The organism is Streptomyces sp. NPDC028907, assembly GCF_055564995.1.
Genome location: NZ_JBVHVE010000014.1, coordinates 78,565 through 96,143, shown reverse-complemented (window position 1 = coordinate 96,143; position 17,579 = coordinate 78,565). Strand labels below are relative to the sequence as shown.

The following is a 17,579-nucleotide window of genomic DNA, read 5'->3' as shown; positions in this document are numbered from 1 at the left end:
CCGCGTGGTTGCTAGGCGGTCGTGCTCGCGGGGGGTTCGACGGTGGAGGGGGTACCGCTCACCGGGGCACTCGTGGCGGGCGCGCTGGTCGTCGGTTCGCTGCTCGGGGGCGCGGAGCTGGACGCGGGGTTCTTCGTCGGCGAGGGCGGCTCGGGGCTGGGTGGTGGGGCGGAGGAGTGCGGAGCGGACGACGGCGGGCGCGGAGACGGGGGTCCGCTCGTGGGGCCGGGGCCGGCGGACCCGGAACCGCTGGGTCCGGAGGCCGACGGCGACGGCGGGCCCGACGAGGCGGGCGGCGATTTCGTCGACGGCGAGGACGTCGACGACGAGGACCGCGACGGATCGGGTGCCGACGGATCGGATGCCGACGGCGTGGAAGCCGACGGATCCCGCGTCGACCCGGACGACCCCGGGCCCGGGGGAGTGGACGTCGGCGTCGGCTCTTCGGGCGAGCCACCGAAGGTCCCCCCGGCCACGCTCAACGTCACGTACGCCCCGAACCGCAGCTCGGTCCCCGCCGGCGGGTCCGACGCCGTGACCCGGGCGTCGTCCGGCGGCAGCCCGCCGCCCTCGAAGCCGACCGCCAGCCCCTTCTGGGCCAACTGACGGCTCGCCTGTCCGAACGTCTGTCCGGCAAGGCCCGGCACGGCACGCCGCTCACGCGTGTCGAACGCGGCATCGTCCTCGCCGGCCGTCCCCACGGGACGGGCGATGCCCCGATCCGGTTCATGGACGTCGACCAGGGCGAGCCGCTCCACTTTCCGGGGCGCGGACCGCACGGCCACCACGGACGCCTTCTCGTACCCCTTCCACTCCTCATTGCGGTCGTCGAACTCGACCGTTATCCGGGTCGTGTCACCCTCGAAGGGCCGCAACGGATTTCCGCACGAGCACTTCACCGCGGGAAGACCCTGCTCGTCGACGAGAATCGCGATTCCCGACTGAAGCAACGCGTCGAAGGGGACGGCCTTTCCCTTCTTGTAGTCGTGATTCCGCACGAGAGTGTCGTGACGCAGGAGAACAGGTGTGAGGCGTTCCAGATATCCGGGAATCTCGTCCGTCGAAAGGAAGAGCGCGGTTGCCCACGCCCGTGCCTTGCGCTCATTGGCGGGATCGGTGAGGAACTTCTTCAGCCGTACGACATCGCAGATCGCCGGCTGCTCGGACCCTCCGTACAGGCCCGGCGTATCCCCCTGCTGAAGGCCACCGTGCGCGGCCCGGACCGTGGTGACCCGGGCGTCATCCCGCCCGAGCCCCTGGTTCTCGTCGAAGAAGGGCGCGAGCGAAGGAACTCCCGCGGCCACTGCCTTCACGACGAACAAAGGCGCGTCCCGGTCGCACCCGCTCAACACGAGTACGCAGACCCACAGGACGGCGAACTTGCGTACGAAAACACGAAGCGCCATTACCGCTCCCCCCGGTGCGGTTCCCCCGACGCGCTTCATGCTACTGAAAGGCGCGGCCTTTCGGTTTCCTCAGTTTCCGCGTGCGTTCAATGAGGCCAAATAGGCGTTGTACGCCTCGAGTTCCTTGTCACCGTCCCGGTCGGCGGCACGGTCCGTGCGCCGGGCCTGCCGCTGCTCAGAGCGGTACCACTGGAACAGCAGGGCGATCAGCACCAGCACGGACGGAATCTCACTGAACGCCCAGGCGATGCCGCCGGCCGCGTTCTGGTCGGAGAGCGCCTCGATGCCGAGCGAGGCCGGCGGGTTCTTGAACGTCTCGACCATCGGCTCCGACGCCATCATCAACGCGATCCCGAAGAACGCGTGGAACGGCATCCCCGCGAACAGCTCCAGCATCCGCATCAGATACCCCGGCCGGTGCGGGCCGGGGTCCACGCCGATGATCGGCCAGAAGAACACCACACCCACGGCGAGGAAGTGCACCATCATCGCGATGTGCCCCGTCTTGGAGCCCATCAGGAAGTCGAAGAGCGGCGTGAAGTACAGCGCGTAGAGGCTGGCGATGAACAGCGGGATCGTGAACGCCGGATGCGTGATGATCCGCATGTACCGGCTGTGCAGCAGGGCCAGCAGCAGCTCCCGGGGCCCCTTGCGCCCGCGTCCCGCCGGCGGCAGCGCCCGCAGGGCCAGGGTGACCGGGGCGCCGAGCAGGATCAGGATCGGCGACAGCATGCTGATCACCATGTGCTGCACCATGTGCACGCTGAACATGACCATGCCGTAGTCGTTCAGCCCGGTGCACATGACGAGCATCACGGTCAGCACCCCGACGACGTAGGAGACCGTCCGCCCCACGGACCACGCGTCCCCACGCCGCCGCAGCCGCACGACCCCCCAGCCGTACAGCGCGAGCGCCACCAGGCAGGCGACGAGGAAGAACGGGTCGGCCGACCACTGAAGACCCCGCCCCAGCGTGAACGGCGGCAGATCCATGGTCATGCCGTGCCCGCTGTGATCCATTCCGACGGCTCCTGATTCGTGGGGGTTGTGCAAGTCTGTCCGCACACAGACTAGAACTGCCCCCGGCCGCAGCTGCGGCCGGGGGCAGACTCTTCAATTCAGTACGACGTGATCCGAACGGCGTGATCTAGAGGACGCACTCGGCTTCCTCGTACCGGTCCGACGGAACCGTCTTCAACGTCTCCACGGCCTCCGCGAGCGGCACCATCACGATGTCCGTTCCCCGCAGCGCTGTCATGTGACCGAACTCGCCCCGGTGCACGGCCTCCACCGCATGCCATCCGAAGCGGGTCGCCAGCACCCGGTCGTACGCGGTCGGCGTACCGCCCCGCTGCACATGGCCCAGGATGACCGGCCGAGCCTCCTTGCCGAGCCGCTGCTCCAGCTCGATCGACAGCTGGCGGGCGATCCCGGCGAAGCGCTCGTGGCCGTAGATGTCCTTGCCGCCCTCGTCGAACTCCATGGAGCCGGGGCGCGGCTTGGCGCCCTCGGCCGCCACGACGATCGCGAAGCGCTTGCCCGCGTCGAACCGCTCGCCGACCCGGCGGGCCAACTCCTCGATGTCGAAGGGGCGTTCCGGTACGACGATGGCGTGCGCGCCGGCCGCCATGCCGGAGTGCAGCGCGATCCAGCCGGTGTGGCGGCCCATGACCTCGACGACGAGGACCCGCTGGTGGGACTCGGCGGTCGTCTTGAGCCGGTCCAGGGCCTCGGTGGCCACACCCACGGCCGTGTCGAAGCCGAAGGTGACGTCCGTGACCGCGATGTCGTTGTCGATGGTCTTCGGCACACCCACGACGGGCAGGCCGCTGTCGGACATGAGCCGGGCCGCCTTGAGCGTGCCCTCGCCGCCGATCGGGATGATCGCGTCGAGGCCGAGTTCCGCGACATGGCCCTTGGCCCGCTCCACCCCGTCGCGCAGATGGGAGGGCTGGACCCGGGAGGAACCGAGGATCGTGCCGCCGCGGGCGAGGATGCCGCCCACCGCGTCGAGGTCGAGCTTGAGGTAGTCGCACTCCAGGAGGCCCTTCCAGCCGTCCCGGAAGCCGATGACCTCGTCGCCGTGGTCCACGACGGCGCGGTGCACGACGGACCGGATGACGGCGTTCAGGCCGGGGCAGTCGCCGCCGGACGTGAGGACACCAATGCGCATAGCCCGGAATACCTTCTCAACGTGGGCCGGGACCGGACCACGTTGTCCGGCTCGAATCCCCGCCACCCTAGCGGCATCAGGGGGCGGGGCCGAACCGCACGTCCGCCTGCTGGACGACCCCGCTCACCTGTGCGGACGGCCCGTCATACGGGCTGCGCGAAAGTGCTCACGCAGGCTGTTGCGCGGCCGCGATGCGCTCGCCCCGCAGCGCCTCGTACCAGCGGTCGTCGGTCGGCGGCAGCGCGTTCACATCGAGCGCCAGCTTCAGCAGATGGTCCGCGATCAGCGGGTTGCGGGCCAGCACCGGGCCGTGCATGTACGTACCGAAGACGGTGTCGTTGTACGCGCCCTCCGTGCCGTCACCGGTTCCGTTGCCGTTGCCGAGGCGGACCTGGGCGAAGGGGCGGGCGGTGGGGCCGAGGTGAGTGACGCCCTGGTGGTTCTCGAAGCCGGTCAGCGGGGGCAGGCCGAGCCGCGGGTCGATGTCCCCGAGGACGTCACCGACGCACCGCTCGCCCTCGCCGCGCACGGACACCACGTCGATCAGGCCGAGGCCTGGCTCGCGCTGCCCGAGATCGTTGATGAACTCGTGGCCGAGGATCTGGTAGCCGGCGCACACCGAGAACACGATCGCGCCGTTCTCGACGGCCCGCTGCAGCCCGCCGTCCCGGCGCAGCCGCTCGGCGGCCAGGCGCTGCGGCCGGTCCTCGCCGCCGCCGATGAGATAGATGTCGCCGGAGGTCGGGATCGGCTGGTCGCTGCGCACGTCGAGACGGGCCACGTCGAGGCCGCGCTGGCGCGCACGGCGCTCCACGACGAGGACGTTGCCCTGGTCGCCGTAGGTGCTGAGCAGGTCCGGGTAGATCCAGACGACCCGCAGTTGGTTGTCGCTCACTTAAGTCCCCTGAAGTCTCTTGGCTCAGTTGCCGACGCGGCGGCGCAGGTCCTGGAACGCGGTGTAGTTGGCGATGACCTCGATCCGGCCCGGCGGGCACAGCTGCACCGCCTGGTCGAGGTTCTCGCACACCTGGAACTGCTGGTTCGCGACCTCCAGACGCACCGCGAGGTCGAGCTTGCGGTCGCCGATGACACAGATCGGGTGCCCGGACAGCCGCGTGTAGTCGACGTCCCACAGCCAGGAGGTGTCGGTGCCGTCGGCGCCGCGCGCGTTCACGGAGAGGACCACCGGGGTCGGCGGCGGGTCGATCAGGGAGAACGTCTCCAGCCAGCCGGCCGGGTTCTTGGCGAGCAGCAGCCGCAGATCCCGCCCCTCGAACTGCACGACGTCGTAGCGTCCCGCGACGGCCTGCACCTGGTACATCCGCTCCAGGGCGACCTGCGGCGGCACCCCGAACACGGCGGCCACGGCGGCCGACGACGCGGCGTTCGCCTTGTTGGCGCGGCCGGGCAGCTGGAGGTGGATGGGCCAGGCGGACCCGTGCGGGTCGAGCACATGGTCACCGGAGAGCGCCCAGCTCGGCGTGGGCCGCCGGAACCCGCACTCACCGCAGAACCAGTCGTCGCCCGGCCGCTGCATCACACCGCCGCACGACGGGCAGGACCATGCGTCGTCCTTCCACATCTGCCCGGCGGCGACCCAGATCACGTTCGGCGACGAGGACGCCGCCCACACGACCAGCGGGTCGTCGGCGTTGGCCACGATCACGGCCTTCGAACCGGCGAGGCCCTCACGCCAGTTCTCGGCCAGCATCCGTGTCTCGGCGGCGCGGTCCAGCTGGTCGCGGGAGAGGTTGAGCAGTGCGATGCACTTGGGGTCGGTGTCCCGCGCGACCCCGGCGAGGTACTTCTCGTCGACCTCGATGACGCCGTACCGCGCCTCCGAGCTGCCCGCGAGCGCCGAGGTGATGCCGGCCGGCATGTTGGCGCCGAGCGCGTTGGACACGACCGGTCCGGCGGCCCGCAGCGCCTCCGCGATGAGCCGGGTCGTGGTGGTCTTGCCGTTGGTCGCGGAGACGAGGACCACGTCCAGGTTCTGCGCGAGCCTGGCGAGGAGGTCGGGGTCGAGCTTGAGCGCCACCCGGCCGCCGATCACCGAACCGCTGCCGCGCCCCGCGGCGCGAGATGCCGCCGCGACCGCCTTGCCCGCGGTCACGGCGAGCTTGGCCCGCGGCGTGAGCGGGTCCGAGTTGCCTGCCATCAGTTCTCGATCCTCCTTGCGTACGCGCCGCGCCTGAAGCCCTACGGCAACGTGGTGGTGGTCAGCCTATCGAGATCCATTCGCACTCCCGAATCGCCGTACCCTTGCGGCCATGCGGAACGCCTCCATTCCGGGCGCGCACGGGCGCGTCCGTCCCCTCACCCTGCTCGGTGACCCGGTGCTGCACGCACCCTGCGAGCAGGTCACCGACTTCGGCCCCGAACTGGCGACGCTGGTGGAGGACTTGTTCGCCACGATGTACGCGGCCCAGGGCGTGGGCCTCGCCGCGAACCAGGTGGGGGAGGCCTTGCGGGTGTTCGTCTACGACTGTCCCGACGACGAGGACGTGCGTCATCTCGGGCACGTGGTGAATCCCCGCTTGGTGGAGACGGACGGGGTGGTGATCCGCGGCCCGGAGGGCTGCCTGTCCCTGCCGGGCCTGGAGGCGGGGACGGAACGGTACGACCACGCGGTGGTGGAGGGGTTCACGGTGACGGGGGAGCCGGTGGCGATCCACGGGACGGGGTTTTTCGCCAGGTGCTTGCAGCACGAGTGCGACCACCTGGAAGGGACGGTGTACGCGGACCGGGTGAGCGGCTGGCGCCACCGCCGTCTCATGCGACAGGTGGCCCGAGCCTCTTGGTGCCGGTGACCGCAGTGCCGTCAGGGGCGCGGGGAACTGCGCGGCCAGCCCCCACAGACCCGCACCCGAACCACGACCTTCAGAACCCCGGACCGCCTACCTTGTCCCCGGCGGCAGCCAGCCGTCCCCACAACAGGTCGGCCAGACTCCGCACCAACTCCACCCGCGAACAAGGCCGTTCACCGAGCCACCAGTCCCCGGCCGCGTGCATCATCCCGACTATCCCGTGGCCCCACACCCGAGCCAGCTGCTGACTCCCCGGCCCGAGATCCAACCGCTCCTCGATCACGGTGGCCAGTTCCTCGCCCATCGTGCGGAGCAACGGCATCGAGTGCTTGCCGACGTCGAATCCCTGATCCGCCGTCTGACCGCCCTCGGTGGGATGCATCAGGAACCGGTACACCTGAGGCCGGGCCTCGATCGCCGCGAGGTAGGTGTCCAACGTGGACTCGACCCGCTCGCGCCGGTCCGCGGGAGCGTCGAGCGCGGCCCGCAAGGAGTCCAGCAGCGCATCCGTGTGCCGCTTGGCCAACGCCGCGTAAAGTCCGCTCTTGTCGCCGAAGTGCCGGTACAGAATCGGCTTCGTGATACCCGCCTCAGCGGCGATGGCGTTCATCGAGGCCTGTGGGCCGTCGCGCAGCACCACCCGGTCGGCGGCCTCCAGCAGCTCGCGCCGACGGCGGTCGGCGGACCGCTGCTGCTCGGTCCGCTGTGTGGTGTCCATTGCTTCTCCCCACCCGTGCTCAATCGATGACGCCTGCGCAAACTAACACTCAACATGCTCCATCCATCGAATGGGCTGTCGACGAGTCATCGGGAGTTGACTTTACCTACTAGCCGGTAACAAACTAGGGTTACCGCTAGTAACACGCACGTACCGCCGCTGGAGGGGACATGGCCGAGTTCACCATGGAGCTCAACGACGAACAGAAGGAGGTCCGGGACTGGCTGCACGGCTTCGCGGCCGATGTGATCCGCCCCGCGGCCGCCGAATGGGACGAGCGTGAGGAGACTCCCTGGCCGGTCATCCAGGAGGCCGCGAAGGTCGGCATCTACTCGCTCGACTTCTACGCCCAGCAGTACTTCGACCAGACCGGTCTCGGCATACCGATGGCCATGGAGGAACTGTTCTGGGGCGACGCGGGCATCGCCCTGTCGATCGTGGGCACCGGCCTGGCCGCCGTGGGCGTCCTCGCCAACGGCACCGAGGAACAGATCGGCACCTGGGTGCCCCAGATGTACGGTGACGCGGGCGATGTCAAGCTCGCCGCTTTCTGCTCCTCCGAGCCCGACGCCGGGTCCGACGTGGCCTCGATGCGCACGCGTGCCGTGTACGACGAGGCCAAGGACGAGTGGGTGATCAACGGCACGAAGACCTGGGCGACCAACGGCGGCATCGCCAACGTCCACGTGGTCGTCGCCGTCGTCGACCCCGAGCTGGGCTCCAAGGGGCACGCCTCCTTCATCATCCCGCCGAACACGCCCGGCCTGGCCCAGGGGCAGAAGTTCAAGAAGCACGGCATCCGTGCCTCGCACACCGCCGAGGTCATCCTGGACAACGTGCGCGTGCCCGGCTCCTGCCTGCTGGGCGGTAAGCCGAAGCTGGACGAGCGCCTCGCGCGGGCGCGTGAGCGGGCCAAGGCGGCGGGCGGCGAGCGTGTGAAGAACGCGGCGATGGCCACGTTCGAGGCCTCGCGGCCGGCGGTCGGCGCGATGGCCGTCGGTACGGCCCGTGCCGCGTACGAGGTCGCCCTCGACTACGCGATGACCCGTGAGCAGTTCGGGCGGCCCATCATCGACAACCAGGGTGTGGCCTTCCAGCTGGCCGAGATGCGGACGTCGATCGACGCGGCCCGGCTGCTGGTGTGGCGTGCCTCGTGGATGGCGATCAACGGGAAGCCGTTCACGGCGGCCGAGGGCTCGATGTCCAAGCTCTTCGCCAGCGAGACGGCGAAGAAGGTCACCGCCCAGGCGATACAGATCCTCGGCGGCAACGGTTACACGCGGGAGTATCCCGTGGAGCGGATGCACCGGGACAGCGCGATCTACACGATCTTCGAGGGGACGAGTGAGATCCAGCGGCTGGTGATCGCCCGTACGTTGTCGGGGATGCCGATCCGGTAGCGGTCCGGTAGCGCCGTGGGGTTTCTGTGCGATGCGGTCTGCGGGGCGTCCGTGGTTGCTCGCGCAGTTCCCCGCGCCCCTCGACAGCCACGACGTACCGGCAGACGGACCGAACCGCTACCCCTACGGCGCGCTCCCGCTGCTGTGAGCAATGCACGCCACGTCGATCCGGTCCGCGAGCTTCGCCAGCTCAATGGTCAGCGCCGCCACCGTGTCCTCGTCGAGCCCGTCGTCCCCGGCCTCGACGAGGTGCAGCCATCGTCCTCCCACGGTACGCAGCAGCTTGCTCACATCGGCGGCAGCCACCTGCAGGGTCCCGCGGTCGTCGACGATCAGCGGCAGAGTAACTTCGCGGTTCACACCCGGGATCGTAGCCGCGCGGCGCTCACGCACCCTGCCAAACCGTAGTGATGTTGCAGAACTCGCGGATTCCGTGCCCGGACAGCTCACGCCCGTAACCGGACCGCTTTACTCCACCAAACGGGAACGCCGGATGGGACGCCGTCATCCCGTTGACGTACACACTTCCGGCCTCCAGATCCCGTACGAACCGGTCGACCTCCGCCTCGTCCCGCGTCCATACGTTCGAACTCAGTCCGAACGGCGAGTCGTTCGCGATGAGTACGGCCTCGTCCAGATCACCCGCCCGGTACAGCGTGGCGACCGGCCCGAAGGCCTCCTCGCGGTGGATGCGCATCTCGCGGGTGATGTCGGCGAGCACCGTGGGCGGGTAGTACCAGCCGGGCAGTTCGGGCCGGCGCAGCTCGTGGCCGCCGCACAGGACCGTCGCGCCGGCCCGCTTGGCGTCGTCGACCAGTTCCTCCAGGTCCGTCCGGCCCTGCTCGCTGGAGAGCGGGCCGACGTCCGTCTCGTCCAGCATCGGGTCGCCGACGTTCAGCGCTTTCATGCCCTCGACGAACCTCTCGGCGAAGGCGTCGTAGACGTCCGTGTGCACGATGAACCGCTTGGCGGCGATGCAGGACTGGCCGGTGTTCTGCACGCGCGCGGTCACCGCGATCTGCGCGGCGCGGTCCAGGTCGGCCGACGGCATGACGACGTACGGGTCGCTGCCGCCCAGCTCCAGCACCGTCTTCTTGATCATCTCCCCGGCGGTGGAGGCGACCGCACGGCCGGCCGGCTCGCTGCCGGTCAGCGTGGCCGCCTTGACGCGTTCGTCACGCAGGATCTCGTCGACCTGCCCGGAGCCGATGAGCAGGGTCTGGAAGCAGCCCTCGGTGTAGCCCGCTCGGTGGAACAGGTCCTCCAGGTAGAGGGCTGTCCGGGGGACGTTCGAGGCGTGCTTGAGGAGGCCGACGTTGCCGGCCATCAGCGCCGGGGCCGCGAAGCGGATCACCTGCCACAGGGGGAAGTTCCACGGCATGACCGCGAGCACCGGGCCGAGCGGCCGGTACCGCACCCGCACGCGTGAGGCGCCGGAGTCCTTCACGTCCGCGTCCGGCGGCTCCTCGTCGGCGAGCAGTTCCTCGGCCCGGTCGGCGTACCAGCGCATCGCCTTGGCGCACTTGGCGACCTCGGCGCGGGACTGCTTGATGGGCTTGCCCATCTCGGTCGTCATCATCCGGGCGACGTCCTGCTGGTCCTCCTCCAGGAGACTCGCCGCCTGGAGCAGCAGACGAGCCCGGTCGACGAAGCCGGTCCTCCGGTACGTGCGGAACGTGGCCTCGGCGAGCTGGAGCCTGCGCTCGATCTCCTCGGCACCCATGGCCTCGTACGTCTTGAGCGTCTCGCCGTTCGCCGGGTTCACCGTCGCGATGGGCATGACCGACCTCCTGGGAGCGGGCTGATGCTTCGACCTTCCCGCGCGGCGGTGGCTACCGCAACGCGTGTACGGCCGCTCAGGCCGAGTGCTCCGCCAGCCGGTCGAGAAACGTGGCCTGGGCCTTGACGATCACCTCGCGTGCCCGCTCGACGCCCAGCCACTCCACCCGGTCCAGCTCCGGGAACTCCTGGGTCCGTCCCGAGCGCGGCGGCCACTCCATGACGAAGGTTCCGAACACCGCAGTCGCCGGATCGAGGTCGGCCTCCACCGCCCACACCGTGACGGTCTTGCCGCCGGCCTGTCTGACCTCGCCGAGCGGCACGGCCTCCCCGTCGGGCGGCGCCAGCCCCAGCTCCTCCCGGAACTCACGGCGGGCCGCCTCCCAGGCGGGCTCGTCCGGCTCGTACTCGCCCTTCGGGACCGTCCACGCCCCGGCGTCCTTCTTCGCGAAGAACGGGCCGCCCATGTGGCCGAGCAACACCTCCAGGCCGTCATCGGTGTGGCGGAAGAGGAGCAGACCGGCGCTGTGCTTTCCCCGCGCCGACGTCACGGCTTGACCTCCGGGTGGGCGGCGAGCAGCGTCTCGACCGTGTCGGCCTCCTCCGGCCGCTTGTCCTCGCGATAGCGGACCACGCGCGCGAAGCGGAGCGTCACGCCGGCCGGGTAGCGGGTGGAGCGCTGGAGGCCGTCGTAGGCGATCTCGACGACGAGTTCGGGGCGTACGGTCACGCCCCAGCTCCTGGGCTCCACGGCCAGCTCCTGGAGCCGCTCGGTCTGCCAGGTCAGGAGGGCGTCGGTCATCCCCTTGAACGTCTTGCCGAGCATGGCGAAACCGCCGTCCGCCGTGCGGGCCCCGAGGTGGAGGTTGGAGAGCTTGCCGGTCCTGCGGCCGTGGCCCCATTCGGCGGCGAGCACCACCAGATCGAGGGTGTGGACGGGCTTGACCTTCAGCCAGGACGCGCCCCGGCGGCCCGCGCTGTAGGGGGCGTCGAGGGCCTTGACGACCACGCCCTCGTGGCCGCGCTCCAGGGTCTCGGCGAGGAAGCCCTCGGCCCGTGCGAGGTCGTCGGGGCCGGACACCAGCGTGCGGCGCACCCGCATCGGCTCGGGAACCAGCCGGGCCAGCTCCGCGTGCCGTTCGGCGAACGGCAGGTCGAGCAGTTCGTGGCCGTCGACGGACAGGGCGTCGAAGAAGACGGGGGAGACGGGGACCTCCTTCGCGGCCGTCGCCACGTCCACGCGGGAGCCGACGCGGCCGGCGGTCTCCTGGAAGGAGCGGGGGCGGCCCGCGTCGTCGAAGGCGATGACCTCGCCGTCCAGGATGAAGCGCTCGCCCCGCAACTCCAGGGCGGTGGCGGTGAGTTCGGGCAGGCGGTCGGTGATGTCGTCCAGGGTGCGGGTGTAGATCCGTACGGTGTCGCCGTCGCGGTGCAACTGGACGCGGATGCCGTCCAGCTTCTCCTCGACCGCGCAGACGTCGAGCTTCTCGACCGCCTCCGCCACCGACGAGGCGCTGTGCGCCAGCATCGGCAGCACCGGGCGGCCGACGGTGAGCCGGAAGCGGGCGAGGGCGGCGGGGCCCTCGGCGAGCAGCGCCTCGGCCACCGTCTGGAGCGACCCGGCGAGCATCACCGCCCGGCGTACGTCCGCCGGCGGCGCCTCGGTCGCCCGGGCCAGGCCCTCGACCGCCACCGCGTCCAGGGCGCCCTGCCGGACCTCGCCGGTGATCAGCCCGAACAGGAAGCGCTGCTCGTTCTCCGTGGCCGCGCCCATCAACTCGCCCACCAGGCGGGCTCGTTCGGCCTGGGAGCCGGTGCCGGACACCTTCCCCAGCTCCGTGAGCCGGGCGTCGACCTGGGCCACGGTGAGGGTGGGCTCGGTGGCTGGAGTGACCGGGCGGCTCAGCACCTTCCAGCCGATGCCGAGGCGGCCCTGGGGGAGGCGTCCCGCCAGGTAGGGGATGACGATCGGCACGTCGTCGGGCTCGGCGTCCCGGAAGAGTTCCGCCAGCAGGGCGGTCTTCCGGGAGCGGGCCGAGGTCGCGGCGATCTCCTGGGATACCTGCGCCAGTCGGGTCAGCAGCATGCAGCCATGGTGCGGTGCGCTCCGCGGGTTCACACCCCGACGAACGGTTACTGCCTCGATGGGTCGTCTTTCGGCTGCGGGTGCGTCGTGGCTGTTCGCGCAGGTCCCCTCGCCCCTTGGGGGGTTGCGTCCAGGTCGGCGAACAGTAGCTCTCCGTTGATGAACGCCCCCGCCCGGTAGCCGCCCGCCGCCGCGTTGATGACCTGCTCGGAAAAGCCCATCGCGTTGCCGGCCGCCCAGACGCCCGGCACCGAGGTCAGTCCCGTCGGGTCGACCGTCGGGTACGAGCCGAAGGGGGTCTCCTGCATTTCGGCGCCGAGCTTCTCCAGCAGCCCGGTCTGCGGCACTGCTCGCGGCGCGACGAACAGCACCTCGCGCGCATGCTCCGTGCCGTCCGCCAGGCGCACCCCCTTGAGCCGGTCGTCCTCGATCGCCAGCCCGGCCACCGCACCCGGCACGATCTTCACGCCCGCCGCCGCGAGCCTGCGCAGGTCGTCGTCCGAGAGGTCGGACTCGGCGAGCCGGTGCGGGAAGAAGGTCACGTCCTTCGACCACTGCGTGACCATGAGCGCCTGGTGGACGCTCATCGGGGTCGTCGCCAGCACCCCGAAAGCCTGGTCGCGGACCTCCCAGCCGTGGCAGTACGGGCAGTGCAGCACATCGCGGCCGAAGCGCTCGGCGATGCCGGGGACGTCCGGCAGCTCGTCCTTGAGGCCGGTGGCGATGACCAGTCGCCGGGCGTGCACGTGCCGGCCGTCGGCCAGCGTGACCGCGAAGTCCTCGGCGCGTTCGACGTCCACCACCCGGTCCCGGACCAGCTCCACGCCGTACCGCGCGATCTCCTCGCGTCCGACGGCCAGGAACTCGGCGGGCGGCATGCCGTCCCGGGACAGATAGCCCTGCATGTGGGCGGCGGGCGCGTTGCGGGGTTCGCCGGCGTCGACGACCAGGGTGCGGCGCCGGGCGCGGCCCAGGACGAGGGCGGCGGACAGGCCCGCGGCGCCGCCTCCGACGACGACCACTTCGTACGTACCGGTGTTGTGCTCGGTCATGGTGACCACCTCCACCGAGACAGTCGCGCGGTCGCCGCCGCATTGACAAACGCGTTTGCTGAAACTGCAATGGCGTGATGAGTGAGGACGACGAGATGGACACGGTGCTCGCGGAGGTCGGTCCACGTCTGCGCCGGATCCGCAAGGAGCGGGGTGCGACGCTGGCCGGCCTGTCCGAGGCGACCGGTATCTCGGTGAGCACGCTCTCCAGGCTGGAGTCGGGGCTGCGCAAGCCCAGTCTGGAACTGCTGCTGCCGATCGCGCGAGCGCACGAGGTGGCGCTGGACGAACTGGTCGCGGCGCCCGCCGTGCGCGACCCCCGGGTGCGGGCCGAGCCGATCAGGCGGCACGGGCGCACGTACTGGCCGCTGACCCGGCAGCCCGGCGGCCTCCAGGCCTTCAAGGTGCTGGTGCCGCAGGAGAAGGTCGAGCCGGAGCCGCGGACCCACGAGGGGTACGAGTGGCTGTACGTGATGGCGGGGAAGCTGAGGATGGTCCTGGGTGATCACGACATCGTGCTGACCGCGGGGGAGGCCGTCGAGTTCGACACCCGGGTGCCGCACTGGTTCGGGTCGACGGGGGAGGGGCCGGTGGAGTTCCTCAGTCTGTTCGGGCCGCAGGGGGAGCGGATGCATGTGCGGGCGCGCCCCAAGCGGTCGTGACGCACCCGACTGTTCCCGAATGACGGTTCCCTGATGGCAAGCGACCGCTTAGTATGCGTACCGACCCCGGTCAGACGAAGCAGTCCCGTGGAGGCACCGCATGCAGGCATGGCAAGTGCACGAGAACGGCGAGCCGAGCGAGGTGATGCGGCTCGACGACGTCGGGACGCCCACGCCCGGTGACGGCCAGGTCCTGCTGAAGGTGCGTGCCGCGAACATCAACTTCCCGGACGCGCTGCTGTGCCGGGGCCAGTACCAGGTCAGGCCGCCGCTGCCGTTCACGCCGGGCGTGGAGATCTGCGGCGAGACCGAGGACGGGCGCCGCGTCCTCGCCAACCCGGCGCTGCCGTACGGCGGCTTCGCCGAGTACGCCGTCGCGGACGCCGCCGCTCTCCTGCCCGCACCCGACGCGCTGGACGACGCCGAGGCCGCCGCCCTGCACATCGGCTACCAGACCGGCTGGTTCGGCCTGCACCGCCGAGCCGGTCTGGAAGCCGGCGAGACCCTGCTCGTCCACGCTGCCGCCGGAGGGGTCGGCAGCGCGGCCGTGCAGCTCGGGAAGGCCGCCGGCGCCACCGTCATCGGTGTCGTCGGCGGCTCCGAGAAGGCGGCCGTCGCCCGCGAACTGGGCTGCGACGTCGTCATCGACCGGCGCGGCGAGGACGTCATCGCCGCCGTCAAGGAGGCCACCGGCGGCCGGGGCGCCGACGTGATCTACGACCCCGTGGGCGGTGCGGCCTACGCCCAGTCCGCCAAGGTCGTCGCCTTCGAGGGCCGGATCGTCGTGGTCGGCTTCGCCAGCGGCTCGATCCCCAGCCCGGCGCTCAACCACGCCCTGGTGAAGAACTACTCGATCCTCGGCCTGCACTGGGGCCTGTACAACACCAAGAACCCCAAGCTGATCCAGCACTGCCACGAACAGCTCACCGAGCTGGCCGCCCGGGGCGCCATCAAGCCGCTGGTCAGCGAACGCGTCCCGCTGAGCGGCGCCGCGGCCGCCGTGCAGCGCGTCGCCGACGGCGTCACCACCGGGCGCCTCGCCGTGATCCCGGGACTCACCGAAGGAGGAGCGGCATGACCGACGCCACCGAACTGCGCCGTCGCACCGCGGAGCTGCTGGCCGCTCACCCGCCCACCCGTCTCCCACCGCCGCCCTCAACCGAGGGCCCTGCGGGCCCGCCCCCCTCGTCTGCCACGACCGGCCGACTGGACTTCCTGCGCGCCCGCTTCGACGCGGGCCTGGCCTGGGTGCACTACCCCGAGGGCCTCGGCGGACTCGGTGCGCCCCGTTCCCTCCAGGCCGTCGTGGACGCCGAGTTGGAGGCCGCGGGCGCCCCCGACAACGACCCCCGGCGCATCGGCATCGGCCTCGGCATGGCCGCCCCGACGATCCTCCAGTACGGCACCGAGGAGCAGAAGCGGCGCTATCTGCGGCCGCTGTGGACCGGCGAGGAGGTCTGGTGCCAGCTCTTCAGCGAGCCGGGCGCCGGCTCCGACCTGGCCGCGCTGGGCACCCGTGCCGTACGGGAGGGCGACGACTGGGTCGTCAATGGACAGAAGGTGTGGACCTCCAGCGCGCATCTCGCCCGCTGGGCCATCCTCATCGCCCGCACCGACCCGGACGTGCCCAAGCACGCGGGCATCACCTACTTCCTCTGCGACATGACCGACCCGGGCGTCGAGGTCCGGCCGCTGCGGCAGATCACCGGTGAGGCCGAGTTCAACGAGGTCTTCCTCACCGACGTCCGCATCCCGGACTCCCGGCGCCTCGGGGAGATCGGCGACGGCTGGCGGGTCGCGCAGACCACGCTGAACAACGAGCGCGTCGCGATCGGCGGCATGCGACTGCCCCGCGAGGGCGGCATGATCGGCCCGATCTCCAAGACCTGGCGTGAACGCCCCGAACTGCGCACCCACGACCTGCACCAGCGGCTGCTGAAGCTGTGGGTCGAGGCCGAGGTCGCCCGCCTCACCGGTGAGCGGCTGCGCCAGCAGCTCGTCGCCGGCCAGCCCGGCCCCGAGGGCGCCGGCATGAAGCTCGCCTTCGCCCGGCTCAACCAGGAGATCAGCGGCCTGGAGGTCGAACTGCGCGGCGAGGAAGGGCTGTTGTACGACGACTGGACGATGCGCCGCCCCGAGCTCGTGGACTTCACCGGCCGCGACGCCGGCTACCGCTATCTGCGCTCCAAGGGCAACAGCATCGAGGGCGGGACCAGCGAGGTCCTGCTGAACATCGTCGCCGAGCGCGTCCTGGGCCTGCCCGCCGAGCCGCGCACCGACAAGGACGTCGCATGGAAGGACCTGGCCCGATGACGAAGGCGCCCGACCTGCTGTACTCGGAGGAAGAGGAGGCGCTGCGGGCCGCCGTGCGCGACCTGCTCACCGACCACTGCGACGCGCCCGGCGTCATCGCCCGCACCGAGTCGGACACCCCGCACGACCTGGCGGCCTGGAAGGCCCTCGCCGACGGCATGGGCCTGGCCGGGCTGCTGATCCCGGAGGACCAGGGCGGCCAGGGCGCCACGCACCGCGAAGCAGCCGTCGTACTGGAGGAGTTGGGGCGCGCGGTCGCTCCGGTGCCCTATCTGACCAGCGCTGTCGTGGCCACCGAGGCACTGCTCGCCTGCGCGACCGACGCGGGCCTGCTCGCCGAGCTGGCGACCGGCCGGCGGATCGGCGCCCTCGCGGTCGCGCTGAGCGTCGGGCCCGGCGATGCCTACAAGGTCGTACGGCATGAGGACGGCCTTCTGCACGGGGAGCTGACCGGCATCGCGGACGCGGCTGCCGCCGATGTGCTGCTCGTGCCCGCGGACGACGGCGGTCTGTACGCGGTGGACGCCGACGCGGTGACCGTCACCCCGCGGGCGTCCCTGGACCTGACCCGGCCCGTGGCCGCGGTCGTCCTGGACGGTACGCCCGGACGGCTGCTCGGCGATGCCGAACCCGCCGTGCGACGCGCCCTGCGCGCCGGGGCCGGGCTGCTCGCCTCCGAGCAACTCGGGCTCGCCGACTGGACGTTGACCGAGACGGTCCGCTATCTGAAGGACCGCAAGCAGTTCAACCGGCCCGTCGGCGGCTTCCAGGCGCTCAAGCACCGGCTCGCCCAGCTGTGGCTGGAGGTCGTCAACCTGCGCGCGGCCGCCCGTAACGCCGCCGACGCGCTGGCGACCGGCGAGGACGCCGACGTGGCGGTGGCCGTCGCGCAGTCCTACGCGGCGTCCGTCGCCGTGCACGCCGCCGAGGAGGCCGTGCAGCTGCACGGCGGTATCGGGATGACCTGGGAGCACCCAGCCCATCTCTACCTGAAGCGGGCCAAGGCCGACTCCATCGCCTACGGCACGGCGGGCGCCCACCGCGCCGCGCTGGCCGAACTCGTCGACCTCCAGGCTCCCTGACGTACACCTGAGCGAAGCACACGGAAAGCCCGCCCGGCCTGGGGCGGGCTTTTCCGTGCGCATGCCCGGGGTGAAGTGAACAGGCGACGGCTGTCCGGCCA

At 70.9% G+C, this 17,579-nt stretch carries 17 protein-coding genes; 6 read left to right on the top strand and 11 right to left on the bottom strand.

The features are described from left to right. Window positions 1-11: 11 nt before the first annotated feature. From ACZ4UU_RS34855 to ACZ4UU_RS34835, 5 genes are all read right to left on the bottom strand, one after another. Complete coding sequence (locus ACZ4UU_RS34855; RefSeq protein WP_471907391.1) at window positions 12-1,406, bottom strand: DUF6777 domain-containing protein; 1,395 nt, start codon at window positions 1,404-1,406, stop codon at window positions 12-14. 69 nt (window positions 1,407-1,475) lie between these two features. Beyond that, a complete protein-coding gene (locus tag ACZ4UU_RS34850; RefSeq protein ID WP_471907390.1) occupies window positions 1,476-2,426 on the bottom strand; it encodes a cytochrome c oxidase assembly protein in 951 nt (316 codons plus the stop codon). 127 nt (window positions 2,427-2,553) lie between these two features. Then, a complete protein-coding gene (locus ACZ4UU_RS34845) occupies window positions 2,554-3,579 on the bottom strand; it encodes a 6-phosphofructokinase (protein WP_471907389.1) in 1,026 nt (341 codons plus the stop codon). A gap of 166 nt (window positions 3,580-3,745) precedes the next feature. After that, the gene (locus tag ACZ4UU_RS34840) at window positions 3,746-4,474 is read right to left on the bottom strand and encodes a type 1 glutamine amidotransferase (RefSeq protein ID WP_471907388.1); all 729 of its coding nucleotides are present in this window, start codon (window positions 4,472-4,474) and stop codon (window positions 3,746-3,748) included. Window positions 4,475-4,498: 24 nt separating this feature from the next. After that, a complete protein-coding gene (locus tag ACZ4UU_RS34835) occupies window positions 4,499-5,737 on the bottom strand; it encodes a MurT ligase domain-containing protein (protein ID WP_471907387.1) in 1,239 nt (412 codons plus the stop codon). Window positions 5,738-5,849: 112 nt separating this feature from the next. Between ACZ4UU_RS34835 and def the strand changes: the two genes are divergently transcribed. Beyond that, the gene (gene def, locus ACZ4UU_RS34830; RefSeq protein WP_471907386.1) at window positions 5,850-6,389 is read left to right on the top strand and encodes a peptide deformylase; all 540 of its coding nucleotides are present in this window, start codon (window positions 5,850-5,852) and stop codon (window positions 6,387-6,389) included. A gap of 70 nt (window positions 6,390-6,459) precedes the next feature. Here def and ACZ4UU_RS34825 read toward each other — a convergent pair whose 3' ends face one another. Further along, entirely contained in the window at window positions 6,460-7,104 is a 645-nt protein-coding gene (locus ACZ4UU_RS34825; RefSeq protein ID WP_471907385.1) for a TetR/AcrR family transcriptional regulator, read from the bottom strand. Window positions 7,105-7,274: 170 nt separating this feature from the next. Here ACZ4UU_RS34825 and ACZ4UU_RS34820 point away from each other — a divergent pair, with 170 nt between their 5' ends. Beyond that, window positions 7,275-8,504 carry an acyl-CoA dehydrogenase family protein gene (locus tag ACZ4UU_RS34820; protein WP_471907384.1) on the top strand — a complete coding sequence of 410 codons (1,230 nt, stop codon included), beginning with the start codon at window positions 7,275-7,277 and terminating at the stop codon, window positions 8,502-8,504. A gap of 123 nt (window positions 8,505-8,627) precedes the next feature. Here the strand turns inward: ACZ4UU_RS34820 and ACZ4UU_RS34815 are convergent, their stop codons facing one another. The 5 genes from ACZ4UU_RS34815 to ACZ4UU_RS34795 form a co-directional block, all read right to left on the bottom strand. Continuing rightward, the gene (locus tag ACZ4UU_RS34815) at window positions 8,628-8,864 is read right to left on the bottom strand and encodes a DUF6213 family protein (RefSeq protein WP_062722835.1); all 237 of its coding nucleotides are present in this window, start codon (window positions 8,862-8,864) and stop codon (window positions 8,628-8,630) included. A 25-nt stretch (window positions 8,865-8,889) separates the two neighbouring features. Further along, the gene (locus ACZ4UU_RS34810) at window positions 8,890-10,284 is read right to left on the bottom strand and encodes an NADP-dependent succinic semialdehyde dehydrogenase (RefSeq protein WP_471907383.1); all 1,395 of its coding nucleotides are present in this window, start codon (window positions 10,282-10,284) and stop codon (window positions 8,890-8,892) included. Between the two features lie 76 nt (window positions 10,285-10,360). Beyond that, on the bottom strand, window positions 10,361-10,834 hold the full coding sequence (locus tag ACZ4UU_RS34805; RefSeq protein ID WP_471907382.1) for an NUDIX hydrolase: 474 nt from the start codon (window positions 10,832-10,834) through the stop codon (window positions 10,361-10,363). Continuing rightward, window positions 10,831-12,369, bottom strand: a complete 1,539-nt coding sequence (locus ACZ4UU_RS34800; RefSeq protein WP_471907381.1) for an ATP-dependent DNA ligase — start codon at window positions 12,367-12,369, stop codon at window positions 10,831-10,833. Before ACZ4UU_RS34800 ends, ACZ4UU_RS34805 begins: the two co-directional genes overlap by 4 nt. Window positions 12,370-12,416: 47 nt before the next feature. After that, entirely contained in the window at window positions 12,417-13,421 is a 1,005-nt protein-coding gene (locus ACZ4UU_RS34795) for an NAD(P)/FAD-dependent oxidoreductase (protein ID WP_471907380.1), read from the bottom strand. A gap of 77 nt (window positions 13,422-13,498) precedes the next feature. Between ACZ4UU_RS34795 and ACZ4UU_RS34790 the strand changes: the two genes are divergently transcribed. The 4 genes from ACZ4UU_RS34790 to ACZ4UU_RS34775 all read left to right on the top strand — a co-directional run bounded on the left by ACZ4UU_RS34790 (window position 13,499) and on the right by ACZ4UU_RS34775 (window position 17,478). Next, a complete protein-coding gene (locus ACZ4UU_RS34790; protein ID WP_471907379.1) occupies window positions 13,499-14,083 on the top strand; it encodes a helix-turn-helix domain-containing protein in 585 nt (194 codons plus the stop codon). A gap of 100 nt (window positions 14,084-14,183) precedes the next feature. Continuing rightward, window positions 14,184-15,161: an NADPH:quinone oxidoreductase family protein gene (locus tag ACZ4UU_RS34785; RefSeq protein ID WP_471907378.1), complete on the top strand. Its 978-nt coding sequence runs from the start codon at window positions 14,184-14,186 to the stop codon at window positions 15,159-15,161. Beyond that, a complete protein-coding gene (locus ACZ4UU_RS34780) occupies window positions 15,158-16,396 on the top strand; it encodes an acyl-CoA dehydrogenase family protein (RefSeq protein ID WP_471907377.1) in 1,239 nt (412 codons plus the stop codon). The genes ACZ4UU_RS34785 and ACZ4UU_RS34780 overlap by 4 nt, the downstream gene beginning before the upstream one ends. Continuing rightward, on the top strand, window positions 16,393-17,478 hold the full coding sequence (locus ACZ4UU_RS34775) for an acyl-CoA dehydrogenase family protein (protein WP_471907376.1): 1,086 nt from the start codon (window positions 16,393-16,395) through the stop codon (window positions 17,476-17,478). Before ACZ4UU_RS34780 ends, ACZ4UU_RS34775 begins: the two co-directional genes overlap by 4 nt. The last annotated feature ends 101 nt before the right edge of the window (window positions 17,479-17,579 follow it).